The organism is Tessaracoccus zhenghani, assembly GCF_054552775.1.
The window spans coordinates 743,662-765,327 of record NZ_CM137275.1 but is presented as its reverse complement, the minus strand read 5'-3'; the positions used below and the strand labels follow the sequence as shown (position 1 = coordinate 765,327).

At 65.6% G+C, this 21,666-nt stretch carries 24 protein-coding genes; 18 read left to right on the top strand and 6 right to left on the bottom strand.

Annotation, left to right across the window (positions count from 1 at the left end):
• The first annotated feature begins 109 nt into the window (after positions 1-109).
• Positions 110-1,285 carry a DNA cytosine methyltransferase gene (gene dcm, locus ACX1DX_RS03655; RefSeq protein WP_245610973.1) on the top strand — a complete coding sequence of 392 codons (1,176 nt, stop codon included), beginning with the start codon at positions 110-112 and terminating at the stop codon, positions 1,283-1,285.
• Positions 1,286-1,402: 117 nt separating this feature from the next.
• Here dcm and ACX1DX_RS03650 read toward each other — a convergent pair whose 3' ends face one another.
• Positions 1,403-2,224 carry a helix-turn-helix transcriptional regulator gene (locus ACX1DX_RS03650; protein WP_045247697.1) on the bottom strand — a complete coding sequence of 274 codons (822 nt, stop codon included), beginning with the start codon at positions 2,222-2,224 and terminating at the stop codon, positions 1,403-1,405.
• A gap of 167 nt (positions 2,225-2,391) precedes the next feature.
• Here ACX1DX_RS03650 and ACX1DX_RS03645 point away from each other — a divergent pair, with 167 nt between their 5' ends.
• The gene (locus ACX1DX_RS03645; protein ID WP_045247696.1) at positions 2,392-3,132 is read left to right on the top strand and encodes an SDR family oxidoreductase; all 741 of its coding nucleotides are present in this window, start codon (positions 2,392-2,394) and stop codon (positions 3,130-3,132) included.
• A 22-nt stretch (positions 3,133-3,154) separates the two neighbouring features.
• On the opposite strand, the gene ACX1DX_RS03640 is transcribed toward ACX1DX_RS03645, so the two are convergent.
• Positions 3,155-4,075, bottom strand: a complete 921-nt coding sequence (locus tag ACX1DX_RS03640; RefSeq protein WP_045247695.1) for an oxidoreductase — start codon at positions 4,073-4,075, stop codon at positions 3,155-3,157.
• Between the two features lie 23 nt (positions 4,076-4,098).
• Here ACX1DX_RS03640 and ACX1DX_RS03635 point away from each other — a divergent pair, with 23 nt between their 5' ends.
• Positions 4,099-4,983 (top strand): MurR/RpiR family transcriptional regulator, encoded by an 885-nt coding sequence (locus ACX1DX_RS03635; protein WP_045247694.1) that lies wholly within the window; start codon positions 4,099-4,101, stop codon positions 4,981-4,983.
• Positions 4,983-5,843: an EamA family transporter gene (locus tag ACX1DX_RS03630; RefSeq protein WP_045247693.1), complete on the top strand. Its 861-nt coding sequence runs from the start codon at positions 4,983-4,985 to the stop codon at positions 5,841-5,843. The genes ACX1DX_RS03635 and ACX1DX_RS03630 overlap by 1 nt, the downstream gene beginning before the upstream one ends.
• A 24-nt stretch (positions 5,844-5,867) precedes the next feature.
• Here ACX1DX_RS03630 and ACX1DX_RS03625 read toward each other — a convergent pair whose 3' ends face one another.
• Positions 5,868-6,407 carry a MaoC/PaaZ C-terminal domain-containing protein gene (locus tag ACX1DX_RS03625; RefSeq protein WP_048809056.1) on the bottom strand — a complete coding sequence of 180 codons (540 nt, stop codon included), beginning with the start codon at positions 6,405-6,407 and terminating at the stop codon, positions 5,868-5,870.
• Positions 6,404-7,063, bottom strand: coding sequence for a CGNR zinc finger domain-containing protein (locus ACX1DX_RS03620; RefSeq protein WP_084603852.1), 660 nt, complete (start codon positions 7,061-7,063; stop codon positions 6,404-6,406). Before ACX1DX_RS03620 ends, ACX1DX_RS03625 begins: the two co-directional genes overlap by 4 nt.
• Before the next feature lie 41 nt (positions 7,064-7,104).
• Here ACX1DX_RS03620 and ACX1DX_RS03615 point away from each other — a divergent pair, with 41 nt between their 5' ends.
• The 11 genes from ACX1DX_RS03615 (at position 7,105) to ACX1DX_RS03565 (ending at position 17,051) form a co-directional block, all read left to right on the top strand.
• A complete protein-coding gene (locus ACX1DX_RS03615; RefSeq protein ID WP_045247691.1) occupies positions 7,105-8,310 on the top strand; it encodes an MFS transporter in 1,206 nt (401 codons plus the stop codon).
• A gap of 274 nt (positions 8,311-8,584) precedes the next feature.
• Positions 8,585-9,466, top strand: a complete 882-nt coding sequence (locus ACX1DX_RS03610; protein WP_048809055.1) for a helix-turn-helix domain-containing protein — start codon at positions 8,585-8,587, stop codon at positions 9,464-9,466.
• Between the two features lie 271 nt (positions 9,467-9,737).
• Positions 9,738-10,829: an ArdC-like ssDNA-binding domain-containing protein gene (locus ACX1DX_RS03605; RefSeq protein ID WP_045247690.1), complete on the top strand. Its 1,092-nt coding sequence runs from the start codon at positions 9,738-9,740 to the stop codon at positions 10,827-10,829.
• A complete protein-coding gene (locus tag ACX1DX_RS03600) occupies positions 10,829-11,764 on the top strand; it encodes a bifunctional DNA primase/polymerase (RefSeq protein WP_048809054.1) in 936 nt (311 codons plus the stop codon). Before ACX1DX_RS03605 ends, ACX1DX_RS03600 begins: the two co-directional genes overlap by 1 nt.
• Before the next feature lie 17 nt (positions 11,765-11,781).
• Positions 11,782-12,456, top strand: coding sequence for a DUF2637 domain-containing protein (locus ACX1DX_RS03595; RefSeq protein WP_045247688.1), 675 nt, complete (start codon positions 11,782-11,784; stop codon positions 12,454-12,456).
• The gene (locus tag ACX1DX_RS03590) at positions 12,453-12,857 is read left to right on the top strand and encodes a hypothetical protein (protein ID WP_048809052.1); all 405 of its coding nucleotides are present in this window, start codon (positions 12,453-12,455) and stop codon (positions 12,855-12,857) included. The genes ACX1DX_RS03595 and ACX1DX_RS03590 overlap by 4 nt, the downstream gene beginning before the upstream one ends.
• A 91-nt stretch (positions 12,858-12,948) precedes the next feature.
• Positions 12,949-13,812, top strand: coding sequence for a hypothetical protein (locus tag ACX1DX_RS03585; RefSeq protein ID WP_045247687.1), 864 nt, complete (start codon positions 12,949-12,951; stop codon positions 13,810-13,812).
• 6 nt (positions 13,813-13,818) lie between these two features.
• Positions 13,819-14,847, top strand: a complete 1,029-nt coding sequence (locus tag ACX1DX_RS03580) for a ParB N-terminal domain-containing protein (RefSeq protein WP_045247686.1) — start codon at positions 13,819-13,821, stop codon at positions 14,845-14,847.
• A gap of 56 nt (positions 14,848-14,903) precedes the next feature.
• Positions 14,904-15,578: a hypothetical protein gene (locus ACX1DX_RS03575; RefSeq protein ID WP_434540235.1), complete on the top strand. Its 675-nt coding sequence runs from the start codon at positions 14,904-14,906 to the stop codon at positions 15,576-15,578.
• A 13-nt stretch (positions 15,579-15,591) separates the two neighbouring features.
• Positions 15,592-16,788, top strand: coding sequence for a M23 family metallopeptidase (locus ACX1DX_RS03570; protein ID WP_048809051.1), 1,197 nt, complete (start codon positions 15,592-15,594; stop codon positions 16,786-16,788).
• On the top strand, positions 16,785-17,051 hold the full coding sequence (locus ACX1DX_RS03565) for a DUF6112 family protein (protein ID WP_045247684.1): 267 nt from the start codon (positions 16,785-16,787) through the stop codon (positions 17,049-17,051). Before ACX1DX_RS03570 ends, ACX1DX_RS03565 begins: the two co-directional genes overlap by 4 nt.
• A 34-nt stretch (positions 17,052-17,085) precedes the next feature.
• Here the strand turns inward: ACX1DX_RS03565 and ACX1DX_RS03560 are convergent, their stop codons facing one another.
• On the bottom strand, positions 17,086-17,487 hold the full coding sequence (locus ACX1DX_RS03560) for an NUDIX hydrolase (protein ID WP_045247683.1): 402 nt from the start codon (positions 17,485-17,487) through the stop codon (positions 17,086-17,088).
• 109 nt (positions 17,488-17,596) lie between these two features.
• On the opposite strand from ACX1DX_RS03560, the gene ACX1DX_RS03555 reads away from it, so the two are divergent.
• From ACX1DX_RS03555 to ACX1DX_RS03545, 3 genes are read left to right on the top strand one after another with little or no spacing between them, the layout of a single operon-like run.
• On the top strand, positions 17,597-17,920 hold the full coding sequence (locus ACX1DX_RS03555; RefSeq protein WP_045247682.1) for a DUF6112 family protein: 324 nt from the start codon (positions 17,597-17,599) through the stop codon (positions 17,918-17,920).
• A gap of 33 nt (positions 17,921-17,953) precedes the next feature.
• Complete coding sequence (locus ACX1DX_RS03550; RefSeq protein WP_045247681.1) at positions 17,954-19,327, top strand: hypothetical protein; 1,374 nt, start codon at positions 17,954-17,956, stop codon at positions 19,325-19,327.
• Positions 19,328-19,330: 3 nt separating this feature from the next.
• Positions 19,331-20,794, top strand: a complete 1,464-nt coding sequence (locus ACX1DX_RS03545) for an SCO6880 family protein (RefSeq protein WP_045247680.1) — start codon at positions 19,331-19,333, stop codon at positions 20,792-20,794.
• 3 nt (positions 20,795-20,797) lie between these two features.
• On the opposite strand, the gene ACX1DX_RS03540 is transcribed toward ACX1DX_RS03545, so the two are convergent.
• Complete coding sequence (locus tag ACX1DX_RS03540; RefSeq protein WP_045247679.1) at positions 20,798-21,655, bottom strand: DUF4062 domain-containing protein; 858 nt, start codon at positions 21,653-21,655, stop codon at positions 20,798-20,800.
• Positions 21,656-21,666 lie beyond the last annotated feature (11 nt).

Genomic DNA, 21,666 nt, shown 5'->3' with positions numbered 1-21,666 from the left:
GGTCGGAAGCAGGAGTCCGAATCGTGGCTCTCGGGAGGTGATCCGCGCCAGCGGAGGCGGCGGCGTGAGCGCACCTGGCAGGTGACCTGAACGGCGACAGAACTCCGACGTGGAGCCCGGCCAAGGTCATCGACCAGGCGGAGCCACGCTGCACGAGGAGCAGGCGACCAACCCGGACCGGCTGATGCGTGTCGGTTCGCTGTTCTCCGGGTACGGGGGTCTCGATCTCGCGGTCGAACACGTCTTTGGTGCTGAGACGGTCTGGTTTTCCGAGATCAATGAACCCGTCGCCCGCGTCTTCGCCCACCACTGGACAGACGCCCCCAACCTCGGCGACATCACATCGATCAACTGGCATGACGTGCCATCGGTGGACATTCTCTGCGGAGGTTTTCCTTGTCAGGACGTGAGCACGGTAGGCAAGCGTGCTGGCCTCGCACCTGGCACTCGCTCCGGCTTGTGGGCGCAGATGGCGACAGCGATCGAGATCCTGCAACCACAGTTCGTCGTGATCGAGAATGTCCGCGGCCTGCTCTCTACCAAAGCGATCCGCCCCACCCAGCAAGGAGCATCCCCCGATGCACGCAACCCCAACGACGCAACCGGCACCGATGCCACCGCAGCCCTTCGCGACCTCGAACCCGACCCGTGGGGTCTGGGAGACCAGCCAGCCCGACCTCTACGGGCGCTTGGTGCCGTACTCGGAGACCTGGCCGACCTCCGGTATGACGCGCGGTGGCTCGGCATACCCGCTTCCCTCGTCGGCGCGCCGCATCCACGGTTTCGCATCTTCGTCCTCGCGCGACGCGCTGTTCCGAACCCCTCTGGCCTCGGACTCGGCCAGGGGTGGGGAGACGCTAGATCAGGTGAAAGCGCGCCGCGGGACGATCGCTCTCAGCCATCAGGTGATCGACCTGATGACCCGGCGTGGTCGGCACCCGATATCGGACACAACGTTCGCGCTGATCGAGGAGTTCTTCGACGCTGGGGACGTTACGCCCCCGCCATTTCCCGATGGGAACGCATCATCGGACGGCCAGCGCCATCCCCGGCGATTCTGAACCAAGCTGGCGTCTGGCGTCCTGCACCCGATTTCGTGGAATGGCTTATGGGGCTACCCGATGGATGGGTCACCGCTCCGCACCTCGGCCTGACCAGTGCACAGCAGCTTGCTGCGCTTGGCAACGGCGTAGCACCGCGACAGGCGTCGATAGCTCTTCAAACCCTGCTTCGCTGTGAGGGGCAGCCGAGCGTGCACTGCCATTCGGGGACGTCGGCGAACTGAGCGATTGGACGGCGCGATACAGGCGGGATCCGACCGCGTGCGACCCGCGAGATACCAGCCATTACAGGAGAGAGATCTGCCTGAACTGAGCACTGTCGGTTCCCAAGGCCCGCGCTCCTACTCAGCGGTGAGGGATGCGAGCAGGTCAAGTTTCTCGGCGTCTGCGCTGTGCTCAGCCGGGTAGTAGACGACAAGGACAAGGTCGTCGATCGGCATCTTCTCGCGGTGGAGGCGCAGCGCGCCGAGACTCGGATGATTGACAACCGCGGTGCCACCCGCGAGCTGCCGGATATCATGCCGAGCCCACAGTGTGCGGAAACGTGCGCTGGCGAGCGAGAGCTCGCCGACGAGTTCGATGGCGCGCGGGTCATCGGTCTCGTCGCCGAGAGAACGACGGAAAGCAGCGATGAAATCGTCGACGGCCGTCTCCCAGTCCTCGTGGAAGTCGCGCTCGGCGGGGTCCAGCATCAACGAGCGCAGTCGGTTGTTCCCTGGCTCCAGGCGGGGGTTGAAGGCGATCGCGAACGGATTGGCAGCGAGGACGTCGAAGTAGCGGTTCTCGATGAACGCGGGCATGTTCAGCGCTGCGAGCATGTCGCGCAGCCGGGCAGGCACCCGCTCAGCGCGCCCGGAGGCTTTCGCGCGGCGGACACGGGGGCGCGGGCCGCCGAGGCTCATCAGGTGGTCGGCTTCGATCTCGTCGAGGCGCAGCACCCGGGCGAGCGATTCCAGTACCTGGCGCGAGGGGTTCTTGTCGCGGCCACGTTCGAGCCTGAAGTAGTAGTCAGCGCTAATACCGGCGAGGAGCGCAACCTCCTCACGCCGAAGACCGGGGACTCTGCGCCCCGATCCAGCAGGGATGCCCGCCTGCTCGGGAGTGACCAGCGCACGGCGTGCGCTCAGGTACTCCCCGAGCCGGTTGTCGTTGTTGCCGTCCATGCGATCAACGGTAGCCATTCCCCACCGATCGAAAGGTGCCCTGTCAGGACGCGGATCAGCGGGGTCCTTCCTCGGCTTCGACCATCGGCCGAGCATGGATGCATGCCGGCGATCGAGCCGGGGAGACCATCCGGCCCATAGTCGGAGACGGACAAGTGAGGAAGCACATGGATATCAGCGGACGTACCGTCCTGATCGTCGGAGGTACCACGGGAATCGGACGTGCCCTCGCCCAGCGATTCGTTGACGCGGGCAGCACGGTCGTTGTCGGCGGGCGCAACATCGAGCAGGTCGACGGCGTCGAGACGGTGCGCATCGACGTCACCGATGCGGCGTCGGTCGCTCAGGCGCGCGATGAGGTGCTGGCGAAGCACCCCGAGCTCGACGTCGTCGTGACGATGTCGGGGGTCATGCTCACTGAGGACCTGCGCGACCCGGACCACATCGCCCAGGCCGAGACCACGATCTCGGTGAACCTGCTCGGCACGATCCGCGTGATCGATGCGTTCACCCCGCACCTGCTCGGCCGTGGCGCCGGTGACATCATCACCGTTTCCTCGGGCATCGGCTTCCTGCCGTTCCCGCTCATGGCGACGTACGGCGCCTCGAAGGCGGCCGTGCACTCGTACACCGAATCGCTACGCGCGCACCTCGCTGGAACTGGTATCGCTGTGACCGAGCTGATCCCGCCGGCCGTCGCTAACGCCGGCCAGGAGAAGCTCAACCCGAATGCTCTGCCTATGGGCGACTTCCTCGACGAGATCATCGGGCTGCTCACCCAGAACCCGACTCCGAAGGAGATCGTCGTCGAGCGCGCCAAGCCCCTCCGCTGGGCTGAGCACGACGACACCTACGAGGAGCTCCTCGCCGCTCGGTCCCAGTCGCTCAGTAATCTCTCCGGACGCTGAGCCGGAGCAGCAGCGTCCCGGGTCATCCGGGGCCGTCGCTTGTGGCGGCGAGGAGCGCAGTGATGGCGTCGCTGATCGGCGTGTGGATGTCGTGTCTGCGCGCGAGACGCGAGATGACGCCGTTGCGGATACCCCATTCGAGCGGCCGGCCGGCTTCTCGGTCGGTGAGGATCGACGTGCTCATATCAGCCGGGAAGGCCTGGAAGCGGGCCAGGATGGCAGCGGGCACGTCATCGCTCAGGGTTACTCCTTCCGCATGCGAAACGGCCAGGCACTCTTTCAGATAGTCGAGAGTGAGATCCGCGAAGTCAGGGCGGGTGAACACGCCGGCACGCCGACCGGTGAGCGCCATCAGCCCGGCAGCGGCATTCTGGAGAAGCTTGCGCCAGGCGAGAGCGGTGAAGTCGCCCGCGAGTTCGACCTGGCAGCGCGTGTCGCGCAGGACATCCGCGATGCGCTCCGCCTCCGGTGATGCGGGAAGCGTCAGCCAGGGCTCGCCCCGCAGGAGGATGGTGCCGTCTTCCTGCGACTGCGCCGGGAACCAGACGACCGCGGGGACGACCTCTACTCCCTCAGGAACATGGGGTCGAACGGCAGCGATCTGCTCGACGCCGTTCTGCAACACGCAGACCACGGTCCCGGGGGCGCACAAAGCACGCAGCCAGGGGGCTGCCGCCGCGGTCTGGGTGGCCTTGACCGCCAAGAAGAGCACATCCGCCTTCTCAGGCTGCGCAGCAGGATCGGTGCGCACGGGGCCGGGAACGACGATCCGGCGGTCGCCGTCGATCAGGGTGAGCTCTGTTCGCGGCGTGCGACCGTAGAGCGTCGGTGTGTTGCCTGCCTCATGGAGCAGTGCGGACACCGTCGTCCCTATGGCTCCCGGGCCCACGACTCCAACGCGCTTGCGCTCCCTGAAAGAACTCGGTTGCTGCTCTGTCACCATGCCCCAATGTTACGCTATTACCTATGGCAAGATCATCAAGTAACTCCGTTTCTGCCGCCGAGGATCCGCTGCGCCGCTGGCTCGGAACGGTTCAGGCGCGGAGTGCGGGGCTGGTGGCAAGCGAGGCAAAGGTTGTCGACCTCGTGCTGGAGGACCCGTTGTTCGTGGGAAGGAGCACGACGGCGCAAGTCGCCGAGCGAGCAGGGGTCTCGGCGCCGAGCGTGGTCCGTGCCGCCCGCGCAATCGGTTTCTCAGGCTTCGCCGAACTGAAGCTGGAGATCGCCCGCGCTCGCGGAACAGCGGAGTTCTTCGCCCCGCCACACACGCTCACGAGCACCGATTCGACACGCACGATCATCGACACGACAGCGCGCACAGGGATCGACGCGCTCACCGCCCTCAGCGGCGCGATCGACCCGGACGCTCTCGACCAAGCGGTCTCCGCGATTTGTGGCGCGGGGCAGCTCCTCGCCTATGGTGCGGGCCCATCGGCGACGGTCGCGGCCGATGTCGTGTTCCGGCTGCGGTCGCTGGGCGTGCGGACATCGGGCGTCGTCGATCACGAGTCCGCGATGATCGCGGCACGCCTGCTCGACCCCGGCGACGTCGTCGTCGCCGTCAGCTCGACCGGTCGCACCGACATGACCGTCGCGATCGCCGACGCCGCCGCGACCGCCGACGCGACCGTCATCGCCATCACCAACCAGTACGGCACACCACTCACCGATGTCTCCGCCGTCGCACTCGTCGTGGGCGGCGCGCCGCTGACGACGCAGATGGCTGCTGCCGGGAGCCGTCTGGCGCAGCTTGTCGTCGTCGACGCTCTCGCGGCAGCACTGGCACTGCGCGATCCCGACCGTGTCTCGCGCGCCGAGCGGGCCGGGATCGACCTGCCCGACATCACCTGATGCCACCAGTCACCGTTGCGATCGTCCTCATCGCCGCAGTCGCCCACGCTGGCTGGAACCTCGTATCGAAGTACAAGAAGGGCGACACGCTGCTGTTCGTGGGCGCCTACACGACCGCTTCCGCGATCCTGTGTCTCCCTCTCGCGATCGGTGCCGCCGCCACCGGTTCGCAACCGATCACCTGGACCCTGGTCGCCGCTGCGGCCGTGTCCGCCGCCCTGCACCTGACGTACTCGCTCACCCTGCAGGCGGGCTACGACCGAGCCGACCTCGGAGTCGTCTACCCGATCGCTCGCGGCGTCGGACCGCTGCTCACCATCGTGATCGCTATCTTCCTGCTCGGAGAACGCCCCACGGCACTGGCGATCATCGGAGCGCTCGTCATCCTCGCAGGCATCCTCGTCGTCACGGGCAACCCCTTCCAGAGAACGGGCAACCGCCCCCTCCGCGGCATCGCATGGGGTACTACCACCGGAGCCACGATCGCCGCCTACACGCTGTGGGACGCGTTCGCGATCGGCTCCATCGGGCTCGCACCCGTCAGCTACTACGCCGGCACGCTCGTCGTCCAGGTCGCATTCCTGGCCCCAGCCATCATCAGACGCCGCACAGCGTTCGCGAACACCCTCCGCGTCAATCGCGCGCCTATCGCCGCGGTCGCCGTGCTGTCCCCGCTCGCGTACATCCTTGTGCTGACCGCAATGCAAACCTCACCCGTGGCACTCGTCGCGCCACTGCGGGAGGCATCCATCGTGATCGGCGCGCTCCTCGCCTGGCGTCTCTTCGGCGAAGGACACCTCGCCCGGCGTCTGATCGGCGCCGTGATCGTACTTGCCGGCATTGCCGGCATCAGCCTGTAGTCGCAATGCCAGACCAGGTACGACTCAGCGACTTTCTCCGCGTTTGATCGCCTTTTCGCCGCTCTCAGCACCCGGTGCTGCGGCCTGAGCTCCAACGTCGCGTCTCCAGCCTATGAGCGTGATTCGCGCGCGCTGCCGGATGTCGCCGTTCTGGTTCAGAGTTTGGTAGCCCACGGTGATCGATCCGCGACCGGGCCGGCTCTTCGACGGCGTGATCGTGTCGATTCGGGCAACAACCCCGAGTTCGTCATTCGGTCGTGTCGGGCTTGGCCACTCGATCTCCACGCCTTTGCCGATGATTCCTGTAGCCAAGGGCAAAGCCTGCGCGAGCAGTTTCATCGACAACGCAGCAGTATGCCATCCGCTCGCAGCGAGTCCTGCGAAGAAGCTGTCTCGGGCCGCCGTGACAGAGAGATGGAATGTCTGCGGGTCAAACTGTTCGGCGAAGGCAATGATGTCTTCCTCGCGCAGGAGCACAACTGGCGAATGGAACCGCATTCCGACTGCGAGGTCGTCAAGCCAGAAGCCGTCCGGATTCGCAACATGCAAGCCGGGTGAAGTCATCTTCCCAATTCCTTGATCGAGCGATCGTCCGTCACGTCAACGTCGGCGGTGTGCTCTCTCGGTTGGCGCGAACGTGCGCGGTGCGCGGCGGCTTTCGCTCGGTTACCGCACTGGCTCATTGAGCACCAGCGACGCTCTCTCGAACCGGACGGGAGCACGTAGATCATGCGGCATTCCTCGCTCGCGCACTCCCGGAGTCGATGACGCACGTCAGGGCTTGCGAGGATGTCCAGCAGGTCCCGAGCCGCGCGGGCGCACATCGCGCTTTGGCTGAGTGCCACCATCCGAGCTTGCGGTCCATGCAATGTGTTCGCCAAGCGGGGCGGGGGAACATCGGCGCTGGCCCACCGCTCTATCCGCTGCACGGCGAACGATGACACGGGTCGCTCGTGTACGACCCCAGACAGCACTTCCCAGGCATCCTCGCGAAGCTCACGCAACTCCGTCAGCAGCGCTCCCCGATCCACGCTCGCATCGACCTCGATACCTACACCGACGAGCCACTGTTCCAGGGCCCCCTCGCCGTCGAGGCGCTCGACGCGATGCTCTTCGCCAGCGCCCCGCCGCCCGACGGTTGCGGTGAGATTGAGAACGAGGGAACCACCGTCGAAACGAAGCTTCCGCAGTGCCGTGCTGGTTCGAAGGTCGGTAGCCATGCAACTATAGTAACCGATAGAACGGTTACTTAGGAGAGTACATGGGAACTCGATTGCCTGGTTGGGCACGCGTCGCGACCGGTATCACCGTCGTGGGGTGGGGAGCGAACCAGTTCGCTGCTCTGCTACCGGTGTACCGGGAGACCGCCGGCCTGCCGGACTCGTTCATCGCCCTCGCGTTCGCTACCTACATCGTGGGTCTCATCCCGGTGCTCTTCGTCGCCGCCGAGATCGCGGACCGAGTTGACCGACGGTGGCCGGTCCGGGTTGCGGTCATCCTGTCCGCTGTCGCCTCTATCGTGCTGTGCCTCGGCTCGCAGGAGGCCTGGCTTCTCCTTCTGGGCAGGTTCTTCTCCGGTGCGGCCGCTGGCGCGGTTCTCGGTCCAGGCACGGCATGGGTAACCGACCTGTCTGCGGATGACCGCTCCGCTGCTCCGAAGCGGGTGGCGGTCGCGCTCTCCGTCGGATTTGGTGGCGGCCCGCTCGCAGCAGGACTCGTCGCGCAATGGGCACCCCTGCCGGAAGTCCTGCCCTACGCCCTCCATCTGCTCATCTCGGCCATCGCGGCTGCGCTGCTGTGGCGGGCCCCAGATACTTCCCTCGACAACGAAGAACTCGTCGAGCAGGCTGAGGTCTCCGCCACAGAACTCGTATCGAGACGCCGAGCGAGTTTCTGGAGCGCGATCACGACACGGCCCTTCCTCTGGACCATTCCGCTCACGGCACCGTGGGTCTTTAGCGCTGCGACGATGAGCTTCGCCGTGATCCCGTCGGTCATCCATGTCCAAGGATTCGAGGCCGCCACAGCGGGGATCATCACGGGACTCACCATGGGCACCGGAGCACTCATCCAGCCTTTGGCGCAACGCATCGAGCGTGGGAGGGCCGGACGAGCCTTCCCTCTAGGAATGGGAATCGCCGCTCTAGGGATGCTCCTGGCCGCAGGAACCTTCGCGGCTCGGCTCACCGTCCTGATGCTCCCCAGCGCTATCGCCCTCGGCGCCGCATACGGCTTAGTGCTCGTCGCAGGTCTTCGTCGCATGGAGGAGATCGGTCACCCGAAAGATCGCGCACGGCTCAACGCCGCGTTCTACTCGCTCTCCTATATCGGCTTCGCCCAGCCACTCGTCTTTGCACTCGTCGCAGTGACGCCGAACGCCCAAACTCTCTCCGCGGTCCTCGGTGCCATCGTGGCCACGGTAACCACGATCGGCATCGCGATCAGATCCAGAGAGTCCCATGCATAGTGGCGACCACACCATATGTGTTCGACGTCGAGCAGGCCGATATCACCTTTGCTCGCGCATCGACCTGCTCTGTGAACCGGCAGCCTCTCGGTCGTCGGATCATGGACATACGCGCAATCTCCTTCTCGCTGTTACAACGAGTCCGGCCAGCCCACGCCACCAATTGGGCTGAGGAAGCGGATGGGACGTGTCCGCCGAACCGGCCGGCGAGAGCAGACTTCGTGAGGCGAGCGACCCTGCGATAGACGCGTCGCCCGGAGAACAGTTCGGGCTCATGTCAGCGATCGAGATACTGCGCTGCGTCCCGACGCAGGAGTTGACGTTTCCGGTCGTCACGCTCATCCACGTACTGTCCGGAAAGATCGATCTTTGTACGGATGTGGCGATACAGCGCTTGGCGCCCGGGTCAGCGGTGGCGCTCGGCTCGCACAAGCGGCATCAACTGTTGCCACTGTCGCCATCACGGTTGTGGGTGATCTATGCGGACGAACCCTTCATTAGGGCGCAGATGCGCTGGCTCTTGCGGTCACGGCAGCGCGTTCGTCGAGGCGTGCATCCTGATGACTGGGACGGCAACTCCCTTGTACTTACCCCAGGAATCGAGTCCTTTCGGCGGCTGGAACCGATCTGGCGACAGCTGAGCATGCTTCCAGATACGTGTTCATCGCCCGAAGAGACATCGATTCGCACAATCGAGCTTCTAGCGAGGTGGGTTGGCACAGTCGCACCGGTCTTCCTTACCGAAGACAGCCGCTCTCTCCACGTGCCCACCCGGAATCAAGTGCCGGCTTCGAGGCGGCAGGCAGATCCGGCAATGATTGGGCACGTCGGGCGGGCTGCGCGGCTGCTTCGGGAGCGCATGGGCGAGCCGTGGACTGTTACTTCACTGGCCCAAGAACTCGCGCTGTCTCGTACGCACTTAACACGGCTGTTCTCGACGCACATGGGGGCCAGCCCAATGCGATTTCTTACCGAAGTTCGCTTGACCGAGTTCAGCCGCCTGATTGATGAGACTGATCTCTCAGTTCATCAAGCGTCACAAGCCGTCGGCTGGGCCGATCCGCGTGTCGCCTCCGCATGGTTCTCACGACGATTCGGAGTAACGCCGACACGCTACCGACATCGTCTGCCCGCGACCCGCAGCGAAACTGCGTAGCGGCGAGTTCCCTCGCGCTCGACGGGCGTGAGGCCCACTCGAACTCGTCGTATGAACCGCGTTACTCATCACGTGACCCGGACAGGCCCCAAAGGCTCGACATCGCTGCGAGCCAGGAGATAGACCAGATCGAACTCGTCGGGTCTGGTCAGATCCCTGGCGGTCACGCACCTCGTTTCGTTCCTGCCAGTGCTCGCGCACGTCCCGGCGCACCTCATGGTCGCAAGGGCTCTCGGCTGTCATGTCATGGGCCTCGCCGAAAGGAGGTCCGATGATGGCGACGAAAGAGGAAATCCGAGCGGCACGGGATGCGAAGCTCGACGAACTCCACGAGCGCCTGACCGGTGCCGTCGAGACGCTGGTCTCCGGTAAGGACTGGGGGCGCGCTCTAGCGTTCGCGGCCAGGTTCAGGTCACGGAGCTTCAACAACACGCTGCTGATCTGGTTCCAACACGAAGCGAACTACTCGGCGGGGCGGGTGCCTGAGCCGTTTCCGTCGTTGGTGGCTGGGTATCGGCAGTGGCAGCAGCTCGGCCGCCAAGTTCAGAAGGGCCAGCCGGGGTTGCAGATTTTCGCCCCTGTCACGGGCCGGTTCGCTTCGGCGACGCCGGCAGTTGCGGATTCGTGGCGGCGGTTGGAGCGGGGTGAGAAGCCTCGTCCGGGTGAGGTGGTGCGATCCCGGATGATCGCCGCCCGCCCTGCGTACGTCTGGGATGCCTCCCAAACCGATGGCGATCCGATACCGGAACCTCCGGCACCGAAACTCCTCGAAGGTGAAGCACCAACCGGGCTCTGGGAGGGCCTGTCGGCGCAGGTCGTCGCTGCGGGGTTCCGTGTGCTGCGGGTGCCGCATGAGGGTATGATCCACGGCGCCAACGGCATGACCGACTGGGATGCCAAGTCGGTGGCGGTGCGGGAGAACATGGACCCCGCTGCCCAAGTAAAAACCCTCGCGCACGAACTCGGGCACGTGCTGCTGCACAACCCCGATGACGAGGACGCTCGGCACCATCGCGGGATCGGTGAGGTCGAGGCGGAATCCGTCGCCCTCATGGTGGGTGCGGCGCACGGGATGGACACCAGCGGGTACACGATCCCGTACGTCTCGACCTGGGCCGCCCGTGTCGATGGGAAGGAGCCTGTTGAGGTGGTGAAGGCCACCGGCGAACGCGTCCGCAAGGCCGCGCTCGGGATTCTCGATCAGCTCGACACAGTGGTGGTCGCCGACGGCACCCCACCAGGTCTGGAACGCGACGCTGCGCAGCAGGAGAAGCCGCAACGTGCGGCGGCCCGGCCGGTGAAGCCAGTGTCGGAGCGTAGTGAGCCCGTGCGGGCTGCGGCAACGGTGGGGCGGGGGCTGTGATGGCTACTCACGATGCGTTCTCGGAGGTGTTGTTGCGGCTGAATGGGCGCTGGCCGGTCTCGGCTGCTGCTCGCGAGTTCGCCACGGCCGGGGTGCCGGTGTTTCCGTGTGTGTCGGGGGCGAAGCGTCCGCTGACCGAGCACGGCTTCTACGACGCCAGCACCGACCCGGCCTTGGTGGATGCGTGGTGGCGGCAGCATCCAGGAGCGAACGTCGGCCTCCCCACCGGCGCCTCTTCCGGGGTCGTGGTCGTCGATGTCGATGTTCACGGCTCGGTCAACGGATTCGAAGCGATGAACCGCGCACACCGTGCCGGGCTCATCGATGGGTGGATGTTCACCGTCACGAGCCCGTCGGGTGGCCTGCACGCCTACTACCCAGCCACACCGGACACGGCGCAACCTTCGTGGCAGGCGGCTCGGGCGGGGATCGACTTCCGCGGTGACGGCGGGTACATCATCATCCCGCCCTCCTCCGTCGTCATCCACGGAGCCTCTGTGCCGTATGCGCTGCGACAGATCAACACCGGCCCCGCATCCACCATCGACTCGGGCGGGCTGCGTGACTTCCTCGACCCCAGACCAACATCGCGGCCGGTGTCGCGTGGGATCTCCCCATCGGGTGCGGTACGTGATCGGGATGTGTCGCGCATCGCAGCGTGGGTCGCCACCCGCGGCGAAGGCGAACGCAACCGCGGCCTGTTCTGGGCCGCCTGCCGCCTCGCTGAAAACGGGGTCGCACCGTCTGATGCGCTCGACGTGCTCACCGCGGCCGCCGGACACGCCGGGCTGAGCGAGCGGGAAGTCACCACGACCGTGCGGTCGGCCTACCGCGCCGTCCACCCACCGCCGAGAACATCCAGCACGTCACGGTCTGATGGTTTCGCCCGCCCGAGGCATGCAGCCTCACGTCCAGCGGGTCGGGGGTTGTCGTGAATACGCGGCGGTGGGCGGTGCGCACCGCGGTGGCAGGAACGGTGTTCATCGCGTCCGGCGCGTTCTGGCTGTCTTACACCGCCCTCGCTGACCTCGCCCGTCGCTCCGGGATCGGGGTCGGGCAGGCGTGGGCATGGCCTCTGATCGTGGACGGCATCATCGTCGTCGCGACCGTCGCCGTCGTCGCCCTCGCGGGGCTCCGGGCTGCGTGGTATCCGTGGGCGCTGCTGATTGGTGGTGCGGCGGTGTCGGTGACGGCGAATGCGATCCACGCGATCCTAACCGCGGACACCGACGTGCCCCCAATACTTGCTGCGTCTGTGGCTGCGGTGCCGCCGGTGGTGCTGCTGGCGATCACGCATCTGACCGTGATCCTCACCCGCTCCCCGCAATCCGAACCGGCAATCGAAGCCGATCAGGCCGAGCCGGAACCGTCGAACAGTCCCGACGCTGTTCCTCTCTCCTTCTCCGTGATCGAGCCCGCCCCGGAGATGCCTGATCGTCGTGAGTATGCGGCGGAGCTGCGGTTGTCGGGGTGGTCGAACAAGCGCATCGCTCGGCAGCTCGGGGTGCATCCCTCAACCGTGGGCCGCTGGTTCACCCACCCAGAACGTAAAGACGAGCAAGAACCCCCAGAAGAAGAAACCGAAAACGATTCGCCCGTGTGGGTGGAGGAAGAGAGAACACGATGAACAACGAGAACCCCTGGAACGACGACCGCTCGATGACCACCGAGCACACGTCGGCCATCAAGCGAAACGAGCCGACCAAGAACCCCGCCGAGGATCTGACCCCGGATGCGATCGAGGCCGAAGCAACCCGTCAGCAGGCCATGCAGCTCGCGCAGGAGCAGCATCGGGCACGAGGAGTCGATTGGGTACGCCCCACCGATCTCATGGCCCGCCACTCAGCCACCGTGGCCCGGCGCGGCATCGACTTCCACGCCAACCTCGCCCGCCAAACCCGCACAGGGATCGCAAACGCCTCAACCAAGATCGGAAAGCGAATCGGTCAACTGCCGCCGCTGTCCGCGTTCGGCCGCCGCAGCTCGTCGCGTGAGCCGGTCACTCGTGGTTCGGTCGGGAAGAGCTAGGCCGGTGAGAAGCGATGGACACGAAGGCACTGACACCAGCTCCACTAGGTACAGGTTGTGCACCTGACTGCGGAAGAGGAGGTGTCCGACCATGACCACCAGAACAGCGACCGCGATGCCGGATCGGCCCGAGGACTTCCGCACCGGCGAAGGCCTCCGCACCCTCCTCGTCCGACTCCATGAAGCAGGCCCTGGTGCGTGGGAGCACGATCCGGTCGTTGCGGAACTCATGGCGTATGCCGCCGAGAAGTATGCACCCCTCGCCAGTAAGCACGGCCTGGACCCGTGGGAAGCGGCATCGGCGGCGTTCGATGTCATGCGCACCAGGGCGGCACGCACGGCGGAGAATCCGTGGGGTGTGATCACGCATGCGGTGCGGATCACCTGCATCTTCGAAGAACGCGCCCAAGGACTCCTCTGCTCCGTCCACCAAGCCCGCCGCCCCCACATCTCTTCCTTCCACGATCCCGAGCGGTTCAGCGATCGGGAGAACCCGCTGACGGACTACCATCCGGCGTTTCGGATCATCGACAGCATCGAACTCGGCAAGTACGCCCCAACCGGCGAAGAGGAATCGGACAGTGCGACGCAGTTGGCGATGTCGGCTGCGGAAGACGCAATCGCGTTCCTCGCCATGCTCGGCTGGACACCAGAGACCGCGCGCTCTGGGGTCGAGCACGTGTGCGGGGCTCTCATCAAAGCCGGCTCACGTGCGACAGCGTTCGAAGCATTGCGCCGTGACAAGCAAGTTCGCGTGCTGCTGGATATCCCGTCCGGGTCGTGGCATGCGTTGCTGCGGGCGATGCTCGGCAACCCCGACACCGATCACGCCACGACGGGCGCTGGCCGCGGTGTGCTGCTGCGGCTGCTGATCGGCGAGACGATCCCGCTGCTGCTGCGCGATGACGACCTCGTCCTCGCACTCTCTCTGGCGGCTCCCGGAGCCAGGGAGTGATGGGTGATGAGCGAGCAACCAGTGGGGAGTGTGCAGGTCGAGCGGACCGTCGCCTCGATCCGTGTCGGCAACCGGCACCGTGCTGAACTCGGCGACATCGACGTCCTTGCCGCGTCGATCAAGCGTGACGGGCTGCTGCAACCCATCACCGTGACCCCGGACGGGTTTCTCGTTTGCGGGGCTCGACGTTTGGCGGCGTTGAAGATGCTCGGCATCAAGACCGTGAACGTGTGGGTGCGATCCGGGCTGTCGGATCGGCTCGGGCAGCTGCTCGCGGAGCAGGACGACAACGTGCTCCACAAGCCCCTCACCGCGCTGGAAGCGGCAGCGTTGTATCGGGAGCTCAAGGCGATCATGAGCGAGGAAGCCGCGCTGCGGGAGCAATCCACGCAGTTCCAGAAAGGCCATGCGCCCGGTGAGCATGGGGGTGGACATCTTCCACCCCCACCCGGTCAAGCCGGGAAGACGCGCGAGCAGGCTGCGGCAATGATTCCGGGTGGGGCGTCGTATCGGACCTACGACAAGATCGGCTACGTCGAACAGGTCGCCACCGACCGCAAATACCCCGAGCATGTCCGAGTCGCTGCACAGGCGGCGTTGGATCAGATCCAGGACGGCGGCCCCGTCGACCCGGAATACACGCGCGTCCGCGCCCTCGCCACCAGCATGACCGAGCAAGCCCGCGCGGCCCGGGATGCGGAACTACATCAGATGGCCGAAGAAGCCGTGGCCCGCGTCCAAGCCGAAGCAAAAGCCAAGAAGAAAGAACAGGCGCGGAAGACCCGCCCGGTGTCGCCGGTCGAAGAGGGGATCACGCTGCTGGGGGTGCGGGCATTTGTGCTCACGTGGACCGATCTCGATTCCTGGTGGATCAAGTACGACCTCACCCGGCTCGCCACCGACCTCACCGACGAACAAGCCGACGCCTTTTATACCGTCGTCGAAGGCACGGTGACGTTCGCTGAAGACCTCCGCACCGCCCGCACCGCCACTCGGTCAGCGGCTGAGGACGTAGCACTGGCACCTCTCCGCTAACTGCCCCGCGCGTTGGTGAAGCTGGGGCGCACCTGGGGGTTATGAGAACTCTCGATGTGTCCGACCCTCGCATCCGTCGCCGCCTGATCGCCGCCGCTGCGAGCGGGGTGGTGTTCCTGATCCTCGCCGGGATCGGCATCTACGGCCTCATCACCGGCCCCCGCAACGCCACCGGCACGGATTACCCGACCGGTTCGGAACCGTCATCGATCGCACCCGAAACTCCGGGGCCGACCACTTCGCCGCGGTTGCCGGTGGTGTCGAGGTCGGATGATCCGGAGACCTTCGCCCGGAACGTCGCCGAAGCCCTCTTCACCTGGGATACCGCGTCGGGCTTCTTCCCGTTGGACTACACATCAGTGATCCTCGATGTCGGCGATCCCTACGGTGCTGAGCAGGCGGGCCTCGCGGCCGATGTTGCCGCCTATCTACCAGCGAGAGAGGCGTGGCTCGAGTTGCGGAAGTACCTCACCACCCAGCACCTCACCATCGACAACGCTTATGTGCCGGAGGCGTGGGATACGGCCGTCGAGCAGGCACAGCCGGGCCAGCTCGCAGAGGGAACAACGGCGTACACGATCGACGGCACCCGGCACCGCTCCGGTGTCTGGAACGAGGACCCTGTCGCCAGTGAGCATGCGGTGTCGTTCACGGTGTTCATCGTCTGCCCGCCTGACGGCGACGACTGCCACCTGTTGCGGCTCTCCCAACTCGACACCCCCCTGAAGTAGCAGGGGGTGGATCGTGTTCAAGAAACTCGCCATCGCAGGGATCGCCCTGCTGTTCCTCGCACCCTCGATCATGCTCGTCTCGATCGGGGCGCTCATCAACCCCGCACAGGCCGCGAACGCCACCTGCCTGTCCACCGGCCTGACCGTCGGCACGATCCCGGACGAACTCGACGTGACGGATGCTTCCGGGTACTCGTTCACGCTGAACCATCAGCAGCTCACCCACGCCGCGACGATCATCACCACCGGCTCCGCGATCGAGGGTGTGAATCGTGACGGTGTGCAGATCGCGCTCATGGCCGCGCTGACGGAGTCGACGTTGCGGATGCTGTCGAACACCAGCCACTACCCGGACTCGGCGGACTACCCGAACGACGGCAACGGGTCCGACAACGACAGCCTGGGCTTGTTCCAGATGCGCCCACAATCCGGGTGGGGCACGGTCGCTGATCTCATGGACCCGAACTACCAAGTCCGCGCCTTCTTCGGCGGACCCGCTGGGCCGAACTATCCGTCGCCGCGGGGATTGCTGGATATTGCGGGGCGGGAGTCGATGGACAAGGGCGAGGCCGCCCAATCCGTCGAAGTCTCCGCCTACCCCGACCGGTATCGGAACTATGAGTCGGTCGCAGAGCAGATCCTCCAAGCCCTCACCACCAACACCACAGCACAGCCCGCTGGTGGTGGTGCGGTGTTGGGGCCGGTGCCGGAGACCTCCCGTGTGGTATTCCCGATGCCGGAGGGCACCTGGGTGATGACCAGCCCTTACGGGATGCGCGAACATCCCATCACCGGGGAATACAAGCTCCACTCCGGCACTGACTTCGCCGGCCCCGACGGCACCCCGATCCTCGCCGCCGCTGATGGTGTTGTCACCGTTGCCGAATACTCCGGCGGCTACGGCGGCCTGGTCGTCATTGAGCACACCGTGGACGGGAAGACGGTCGCGACGGCGTATGCGCACTCTTGGGAGACCGGCATCCGCGTCACGGCGGGTGATCGTGTGACCGCGGGGCAGCACATCGCTGATGTCGGCTCCTCGGGCAACAGCACTGGCCCGCACCTGCATTTCGAGGTCAGGATCGGCGGCACCAACGGCGAATACACCGACCCCGCCGTCTGGCTGGAACAGCACGGTGCCGCAGACCTCGACGCTGGCGAGATCACCGATCCGGGCGGCTGCACCACCAGTGAAGGGAACGAGTCATGAATGTGTTCCCGGATTTCGATGGTCTCGGTGGTATCGGTGACCTCAAAGAAGTCATCGGCGCCCTGCTCACCTTTGTCCTCGTCATCGCGGTGCTCATGTTGATCGTGTCCGCGATCGTCTGGGCCGTCGCCTCCGCGCACGGCAACCACGCCACCGCATCGAAATCCCGCACCGGCCTCCTCGTCGCCCTCGGCACCGCCGCGCTTGCTGGCGGTGGGGTGGCGTGGATGAACTGGCTCATCGCGGTCGGTGACCAGCTCTGAGGTTCACGTCAGCTCGTGGACGGCTGCGGTAGCGCTATCTGGCGGGCACGATGCCTGCGAGGGCGAGGTAGTCCAGCAGGCTCGTCGTCAGTGGTACCTGAGTGAGCTCGTCCGGGGTGAACCAGCGTGCGTCGTCGGCATCGTCGCCCGGCGTGAGGTTTCCTGCGGTGACGGTGGCTGCAAAGTCATGGATCTCGAACACGCGCCCGTCGCCGGTCGGCACATCTACCGTCCACAGCTCCTGACCGATCTCGACATGTAGGCCGGTCTCTTCCCATGCCTCCCGGCGGGCGGTCTGCGCGGGGGTTTCACCGGGTTCAGCAGACCCTCCGGGCACCGACCAGCATCCCTTCTCGGGCTCCTCGCCCCGTAGCACGAGCAGCACGCGGCCCGCGTCGTCGGTGATGACCGCGCTGGCGGCGAGAACACGCTCCACGCCTCCCACGCTAGTCGCCTTCTCCGCGGTGGTTGTCCTGGCGCACCTGAGGTCAGAACCCTTCCGCTGCCCACGCTTGTGGGCCTTGTTCGTGTCAGGAGACCCCACCGTGTTCGACCTCATCACCACCGCTGTATCCGTGATCCCGGCGCTCGTGCCGATGGACATCGACATCAACCCCAACGACTCCGGCCTGCCCGGTATCGCGCAGCTGCGCACGATCGTGGGCGCGGTCATGACCGTCGGCCTCATCCTCTCCGTTCTCGCCTTGATCATCTCGGCGATCGTGTGGGGCTTCGGTGCGAACAGCAGCAACCCGCACCTGGCGGGCAGGGGAAAGATCGGCGTCCTGGTCTCCTGCGGCGCCGCGGTCATCTGTGGTGCTGCGGTCACGTTGATCAATTTCTTCTGGAACGTCGGCCAGCAGGTCTAACCCCATCCCCCGCTCGATCTGAGGAGGTTTGTGATGGGGGTTTGCGATGTTCCTGTCATCTCCACCGTCTGCGATGTCGCAGGCGACGCCGCCGGAGCCTTGATCTCCGCCCCGTTCGATTGGCTCGCCCAGGCAATGGGTGCGGCCGCGGGCTGGTTGTTCGAGGCCGTCTGGAACGTGTTCGACACCACCACGCTCGTCGACGTCACATCCGACGGGTACGTCAGCGTCTACAACCTGGTGTTCGGGATCGCCGTGTTCATCATGCTGATCTTCTTCTGTCTCCAACTCATCACCGGCCTGATCAAACGAGACCCCGGCGCCCTTTCCAGGGCCGCGCTCGGCCTCGCGAAGAGCGTGCTTGGCAGTTTCGTGGTGATCACGTTGACCGGGCTGGCGTTGGAGATCGTGGATCAGCTCTGCACCGGCATCATCCAAGCCGGCGGGGAGACCACGGAGACGATGGGTGACAAGATCACCCTCCTCGTCGCAGGCCTCACCGGCATCAGCATCGCCGCGCCCGGCGTCGGGGCGATCATCACCATTTTCCTCGCCGGGCTCGCGATCACCTCCGCCGCAATCGTGTGGCTGTCGCTCCTGGTGCGGAAGGCGTTGCTGTTGGTGGCGATCGTGATGGCGCCCCTCGCGTTCTCCGGTTCGTCGTGGGATGCGTCACGGAGTTGGGTGTCGAAGTGGGCCATGTTCGTCATCGCGCTGATCGCGTCGAAGTTGGTGCTGGTGGTGATGTTCCTCGTCGCCGTCACCCAGGTCAGCGCACCCATCGAGGCCGACCTCGCCTCCGTGTCTGACCCGATCGCGGGTGTGGTGCTGATGGCGATGGCCGGATTCGCCCCATACCTGACCTACAAGTTCATCTCGTTCGTGGGATTCGATATGTATCACGCGATCGGCTCCGAACAGGACGCCAAGCAGTCGTTGAACCGGCCGATGCCGGTGCCGTCCAAGCCGCAGGGTGGTGACCCACAGAAGGTCCTCGACGGCACCGGCAGCGGCGGAGGCAAATCGGGCGGTGGGTCGGCTGCGGCCGCACCGAAACCGACCCCCGCCGCATCCAGTGGTGGCGCAGGCGCCGGAGCCGGCGCAGGTGCCGGTGCGGGTGCGGGGGCTGGCGGATCCGGTGCGGCTGCCGGTGGTGCGGCCGTTGCGGCACCGATCGCAGCGGGCCTGATTGCGGCGAAGATCGCCAAGGACTCCTTCGAGGCCGGACCGAAGGCCGCAGGTCACCTCGCCAACGAGGCAGACGCCGCTGCGGACGGTGCGGGCCAGCCCGGAAACGCGGGCGCTCCGGCAGCGCCGTCTACGCCGGTGCCGAAGAACCCGATCCCGCCGTCTGACCTGCCGCCGTCGAATCCGAAGCCACCTGCCCCGAAGCCCGGCAAGGAGTAACCGATGAACAACACGAACACAACCAGCGGCGGCGAGTTGGTGCCGGTGAAGTTCTCCCGCCTCGCACGCCGCGGCATCCTCCTCGGCCTCTCCCTCTCACAGCTCGTCACCCTGGCCATCGGCATCCTCGCCTTCGTCGGAGCCCTCTACGCAGGCGGCGGCATACTCATGGCGTACACCGCACCCATCTGGGCCATGTCGATTGCGTTGACGTGGATACCGGTCGCGGGGCGGCCGATGGTCGAATGGCTCCCCGTCGCCTGCTGGTGGCTCTACCGCACCACCATCGGACAACTGCTCTACCGCCGCCGGGTGGTGGTTCCGCGCCCGGTCGGCACCCTCGCCCTGCCCGGTGACATGGCGCGGCTGCGGGAGTACACCGACCCGGAGACTGAGGCGGGGATGATCCACGACCCCCACGCCTCGACACTGACGGTCGTGGTGGAGGTGACGCATCCCGCGTTCGTGCTCCTCGATCCGGGAGAGCAGGAACGCCGCGTTACCTCCTGGGGCCGTGTGCTCGCCACTGTCTGCCGATCCGGACGGGTCGCGACCCTCCAAGTCCTTGAACGCACCCTTCCAGATTCGGGTACGGGGTTGGCAGAGTGGTGGGCCTCGCATGGCACCCACGACGACTCCTGGGCATCCACCACTTACGCGGAGCTGATCGACCGGGCGGGGCCTGCCGGGGAACGGCACGCGACCACGCTCTCGCTCGCACTGGACATGCGAGCAGCAGCCCGGCAGATCCGCACCGCCGGCGGCGGCATCCGCGGAGCCGCCGCCGTGTTGCGACAGGAGATGGCAACCCTGGTAGCGGCGCTGCGTTCCGCCGACCTCAATCCCGGCGGGTGGCTGACCGCGGGGCAGATCGCTGTCATCCTCCGTAGCGCTTACGACCCGGCGATCGCCGCGACCTTGGAGCGTCAAGGCCAGATCGGACAATCGCTTGCTACGGCGGGGCCGTTGGCGGTGAACGAGTCGTGGTCGCGGATTCGTACCGACTCCGCCCACCACGCCACCCTGTGGATCAGTGAGTGGCCGCGGTCGATGGTGTTCCCCGGATTCCTCTCACCCGTCCTGCTCTCCACCGGGATACAGCGCTCGTTCTCCCTGATCTGCACCCCGATGCGATCGGACCAGGCGGCACGGGATATCAGGAAGAAGAAGGTCGAGCACATCAGTGATGCGGCGCAACGGCAACGGATCGGGCAGATCGAAGACGCCTCCCAGACGGCGGAGTACCAGGACGTGTTGCAGCAGGAGGCAGACCTGACTGCCGGGCACGGCATCCTCCGCTACACCGGCCTCATCACCATCACCGCACCCACCGTGAACGAGCTCGATGCCGCGGTCGCCGCGATCGAACAGGCCGCGATCCAAGCCTCGTGCGAGACCCGGTTGCTGGTCGGGCAGCAGGCGGCGGCGTTCACGGCGGCGGCATTGCCGCTGTGCCGGAAGGTGTAGTCGTCAGCCGACGTGGAACTCGCGTTCCTTCTGTTCGTCGTCCTCGCTCCAGCGGATGCGAATGATGTCGGGATCGCCGCCACCCATGTGATGAAGCACATGCAGGCGGCGAGTCTGGCCGGCATGGATGACGGTGGGTTCATCGCCGCTAGTCAGGATCATGCTGGAGTTTTCTCCGACGACCTCGAATCGCACATCAGTGGCGTCTTGGTCACCCGTGTTGGTGATGTCGATCCAGTGCCGAGTGGAGTAGCGAGGCTTTCCCTTGCTGTCGTATGACGTCAGTTCTCGTTCTTGCTGAGGCTGAGCCGCGAACCGCACACCAGATTTAGTTGCAGGGAGTTGCGGGGCTGACAGTTCTAACGAAGCGATGTCGTACTCGATGGCCTTCCAGACCTCGTGGCCGAGCTGGCCAGTGTTGGCGAACTCGCCAAGCAAACCTCGCTCGCTGATTGCAGCACGAAATTCCCGGAGACCGTCGAGCTGCTGGGTGTCCACGTCGTGAGGAAGCGGTGCAGTTGAGAAATAGAGGTGAACAGGCTTTCCGCTATCCACGGCGCGTTCGATCTCTTCAACGGTGCCGGATACCGCGTCGGGCGTTGGGGAGCCAAGCCGGCTGCCAAACAGAGCGAAGACGATGTCGCATTGGTCAACGCCTTGCGAGTTGATCAGTGACTGCGGATGACCTCCGAGGACAGGAACGGACGAGGTCTCCCATCTCCACGGCAGTAGCGCTACCTGCTTGGTTGCAGCGTTGGCGTTGTTCCAGTCATTGATCGCGGCTTCTACTGCATCGCGAGCATCGGGAATGTCTGACGGGGAAGCGATCATCACCCGAAGCACGGAAGCGGAAAAACTCATGCTTCAAGGGT

Bases quoted from the DNA above. Each gene is read 5' to 3' on its own strand.
- ACX1DX_RS03580 (WP_045247686.1), top strand. From the start codon at position 13,819: ATGAGCGAGCAACCAGTGGGGAGTGTGCAGGTCGAGCGGACCGTCGCC.
- ACX1DX_RS03585 (WP_045247687.1), top strand. From the start codon at position 12,949: ATGACCACCAGAACAGCGACCGCGATGCCGGATCGGCCCGAGGACTTC.
- ACX1DX_RS03605 (WP_045247690.1), top strand. From the start codon at position 9,738: ATGATGGCGACGAAAGAGGAAATCCGAGCGGCACGGGATGCGAAGCTC.
- ACX1DX_RS03590 (WP_048809052.1), top strand. From the start codon at position 12,453: ATGAACAACGAGAACCCCTGGAACGACGACCGCTCGATGACCACCGAG.
- ACX1DX_RS03615 (WP_045247691.1), top strand. From the start codon at position 7,105: ATGGGAACTCGATTGCCTGGTTGGGCACGCGTCGCGACCGGTATCACC.
- ACX1DX_RS03610 (WP_048809055.1), top strand. From the start codon at position 8,585: ATGTCAGCGATCGAGATACTGCGCTGCGTCCCGACGCAGGAGTTGACG.
- ACX1DX_RS03625 (WP_048809056.1), bottom strand. From the start codon at position 6,407: ATGACTTCACCCGGCTTGCATGTTGCGAATCCGGACGGCTTCTGGCTT.
- ACX1DX_RS03540 (WP_045247679.1), bottom strand. From the start codon at position 21,655: ATGAGTTTTTCCGCTTCCGTGCTTCGGGTGATGATCGCTTCCCCGTCA.
- ACX1DX_RS03640 (WP_045247695.1), bottom strand. From the start codon at position 4,075: ATGGTGACAGAGCAGCAACCGAGTTCTTTCAGGGAGCGCAAGCGCGTT.
- ACX1DX_RS03635 (WP_045247694.1), top strand. From the start codon at position 4,099: ATGGCAAGATCATCAAGTAACTCCGTTTCTGCCGCCGAGGATCCGCTG.
- ACX1DX_RS03620 (WP_084603852.1), bottom strand. From the start codon at position 7,063: ATGGCTACCGACCTTCGAACCAGCACGGCACTGCGGAAGCTTCGTTTC.
- ACX1DX_RS03630 (WP_045247693.1), top strand. From the start codon at position 4,983: ATGCCACCAGTCACCGTTGCGATCGTCCTCATCGCCGCAGTCGCCCAC.
- ACX1DX_RS03565 (WP_045247684.1), top strand. From the start codon at position 16,785: ATGAATGTGTTCCCGGATTTCGATGGTCTCGGTGGTATCGGTGACCTC.
- ACX1DX_RS03550 (WP_045247681.1), top strand. From the start codon at position 17,954: ATGGGGGTTTGCGATGTTCCTGTCATCTCCACCGTCTGCGATGTCGCA.
- ACX1DX_RS03545 (WP_045247680.1), top strand. From the start codon at position 19,331: ATGAACAACACGAACACAACCAGCGGCGGCGAGTTGGTGCCGGTGAAG.
- ACX1DX_RS03645 (WP_045247696.1), top strand. From the start codon at position 2,392: ATGGATATCAGCGGACGTACCGTCCTGATCGTCGGAGGTACCACGGGA.
- ACX1DX_RS03650 (WP_045247697.1), bottom strand. From the start codon at position 2,224: ATGGACGGCAACAACGACAACCGGCTCGGGGAGTACCTGAGCGCACGC.
- ACX1DX_RS03600 (WP_048809054.1), top strand. From the start codon at position 10,829: ATGGCTACTCACGATGCGTTCTCGGAGGTGTTGTTGCGGCTGAATGGG.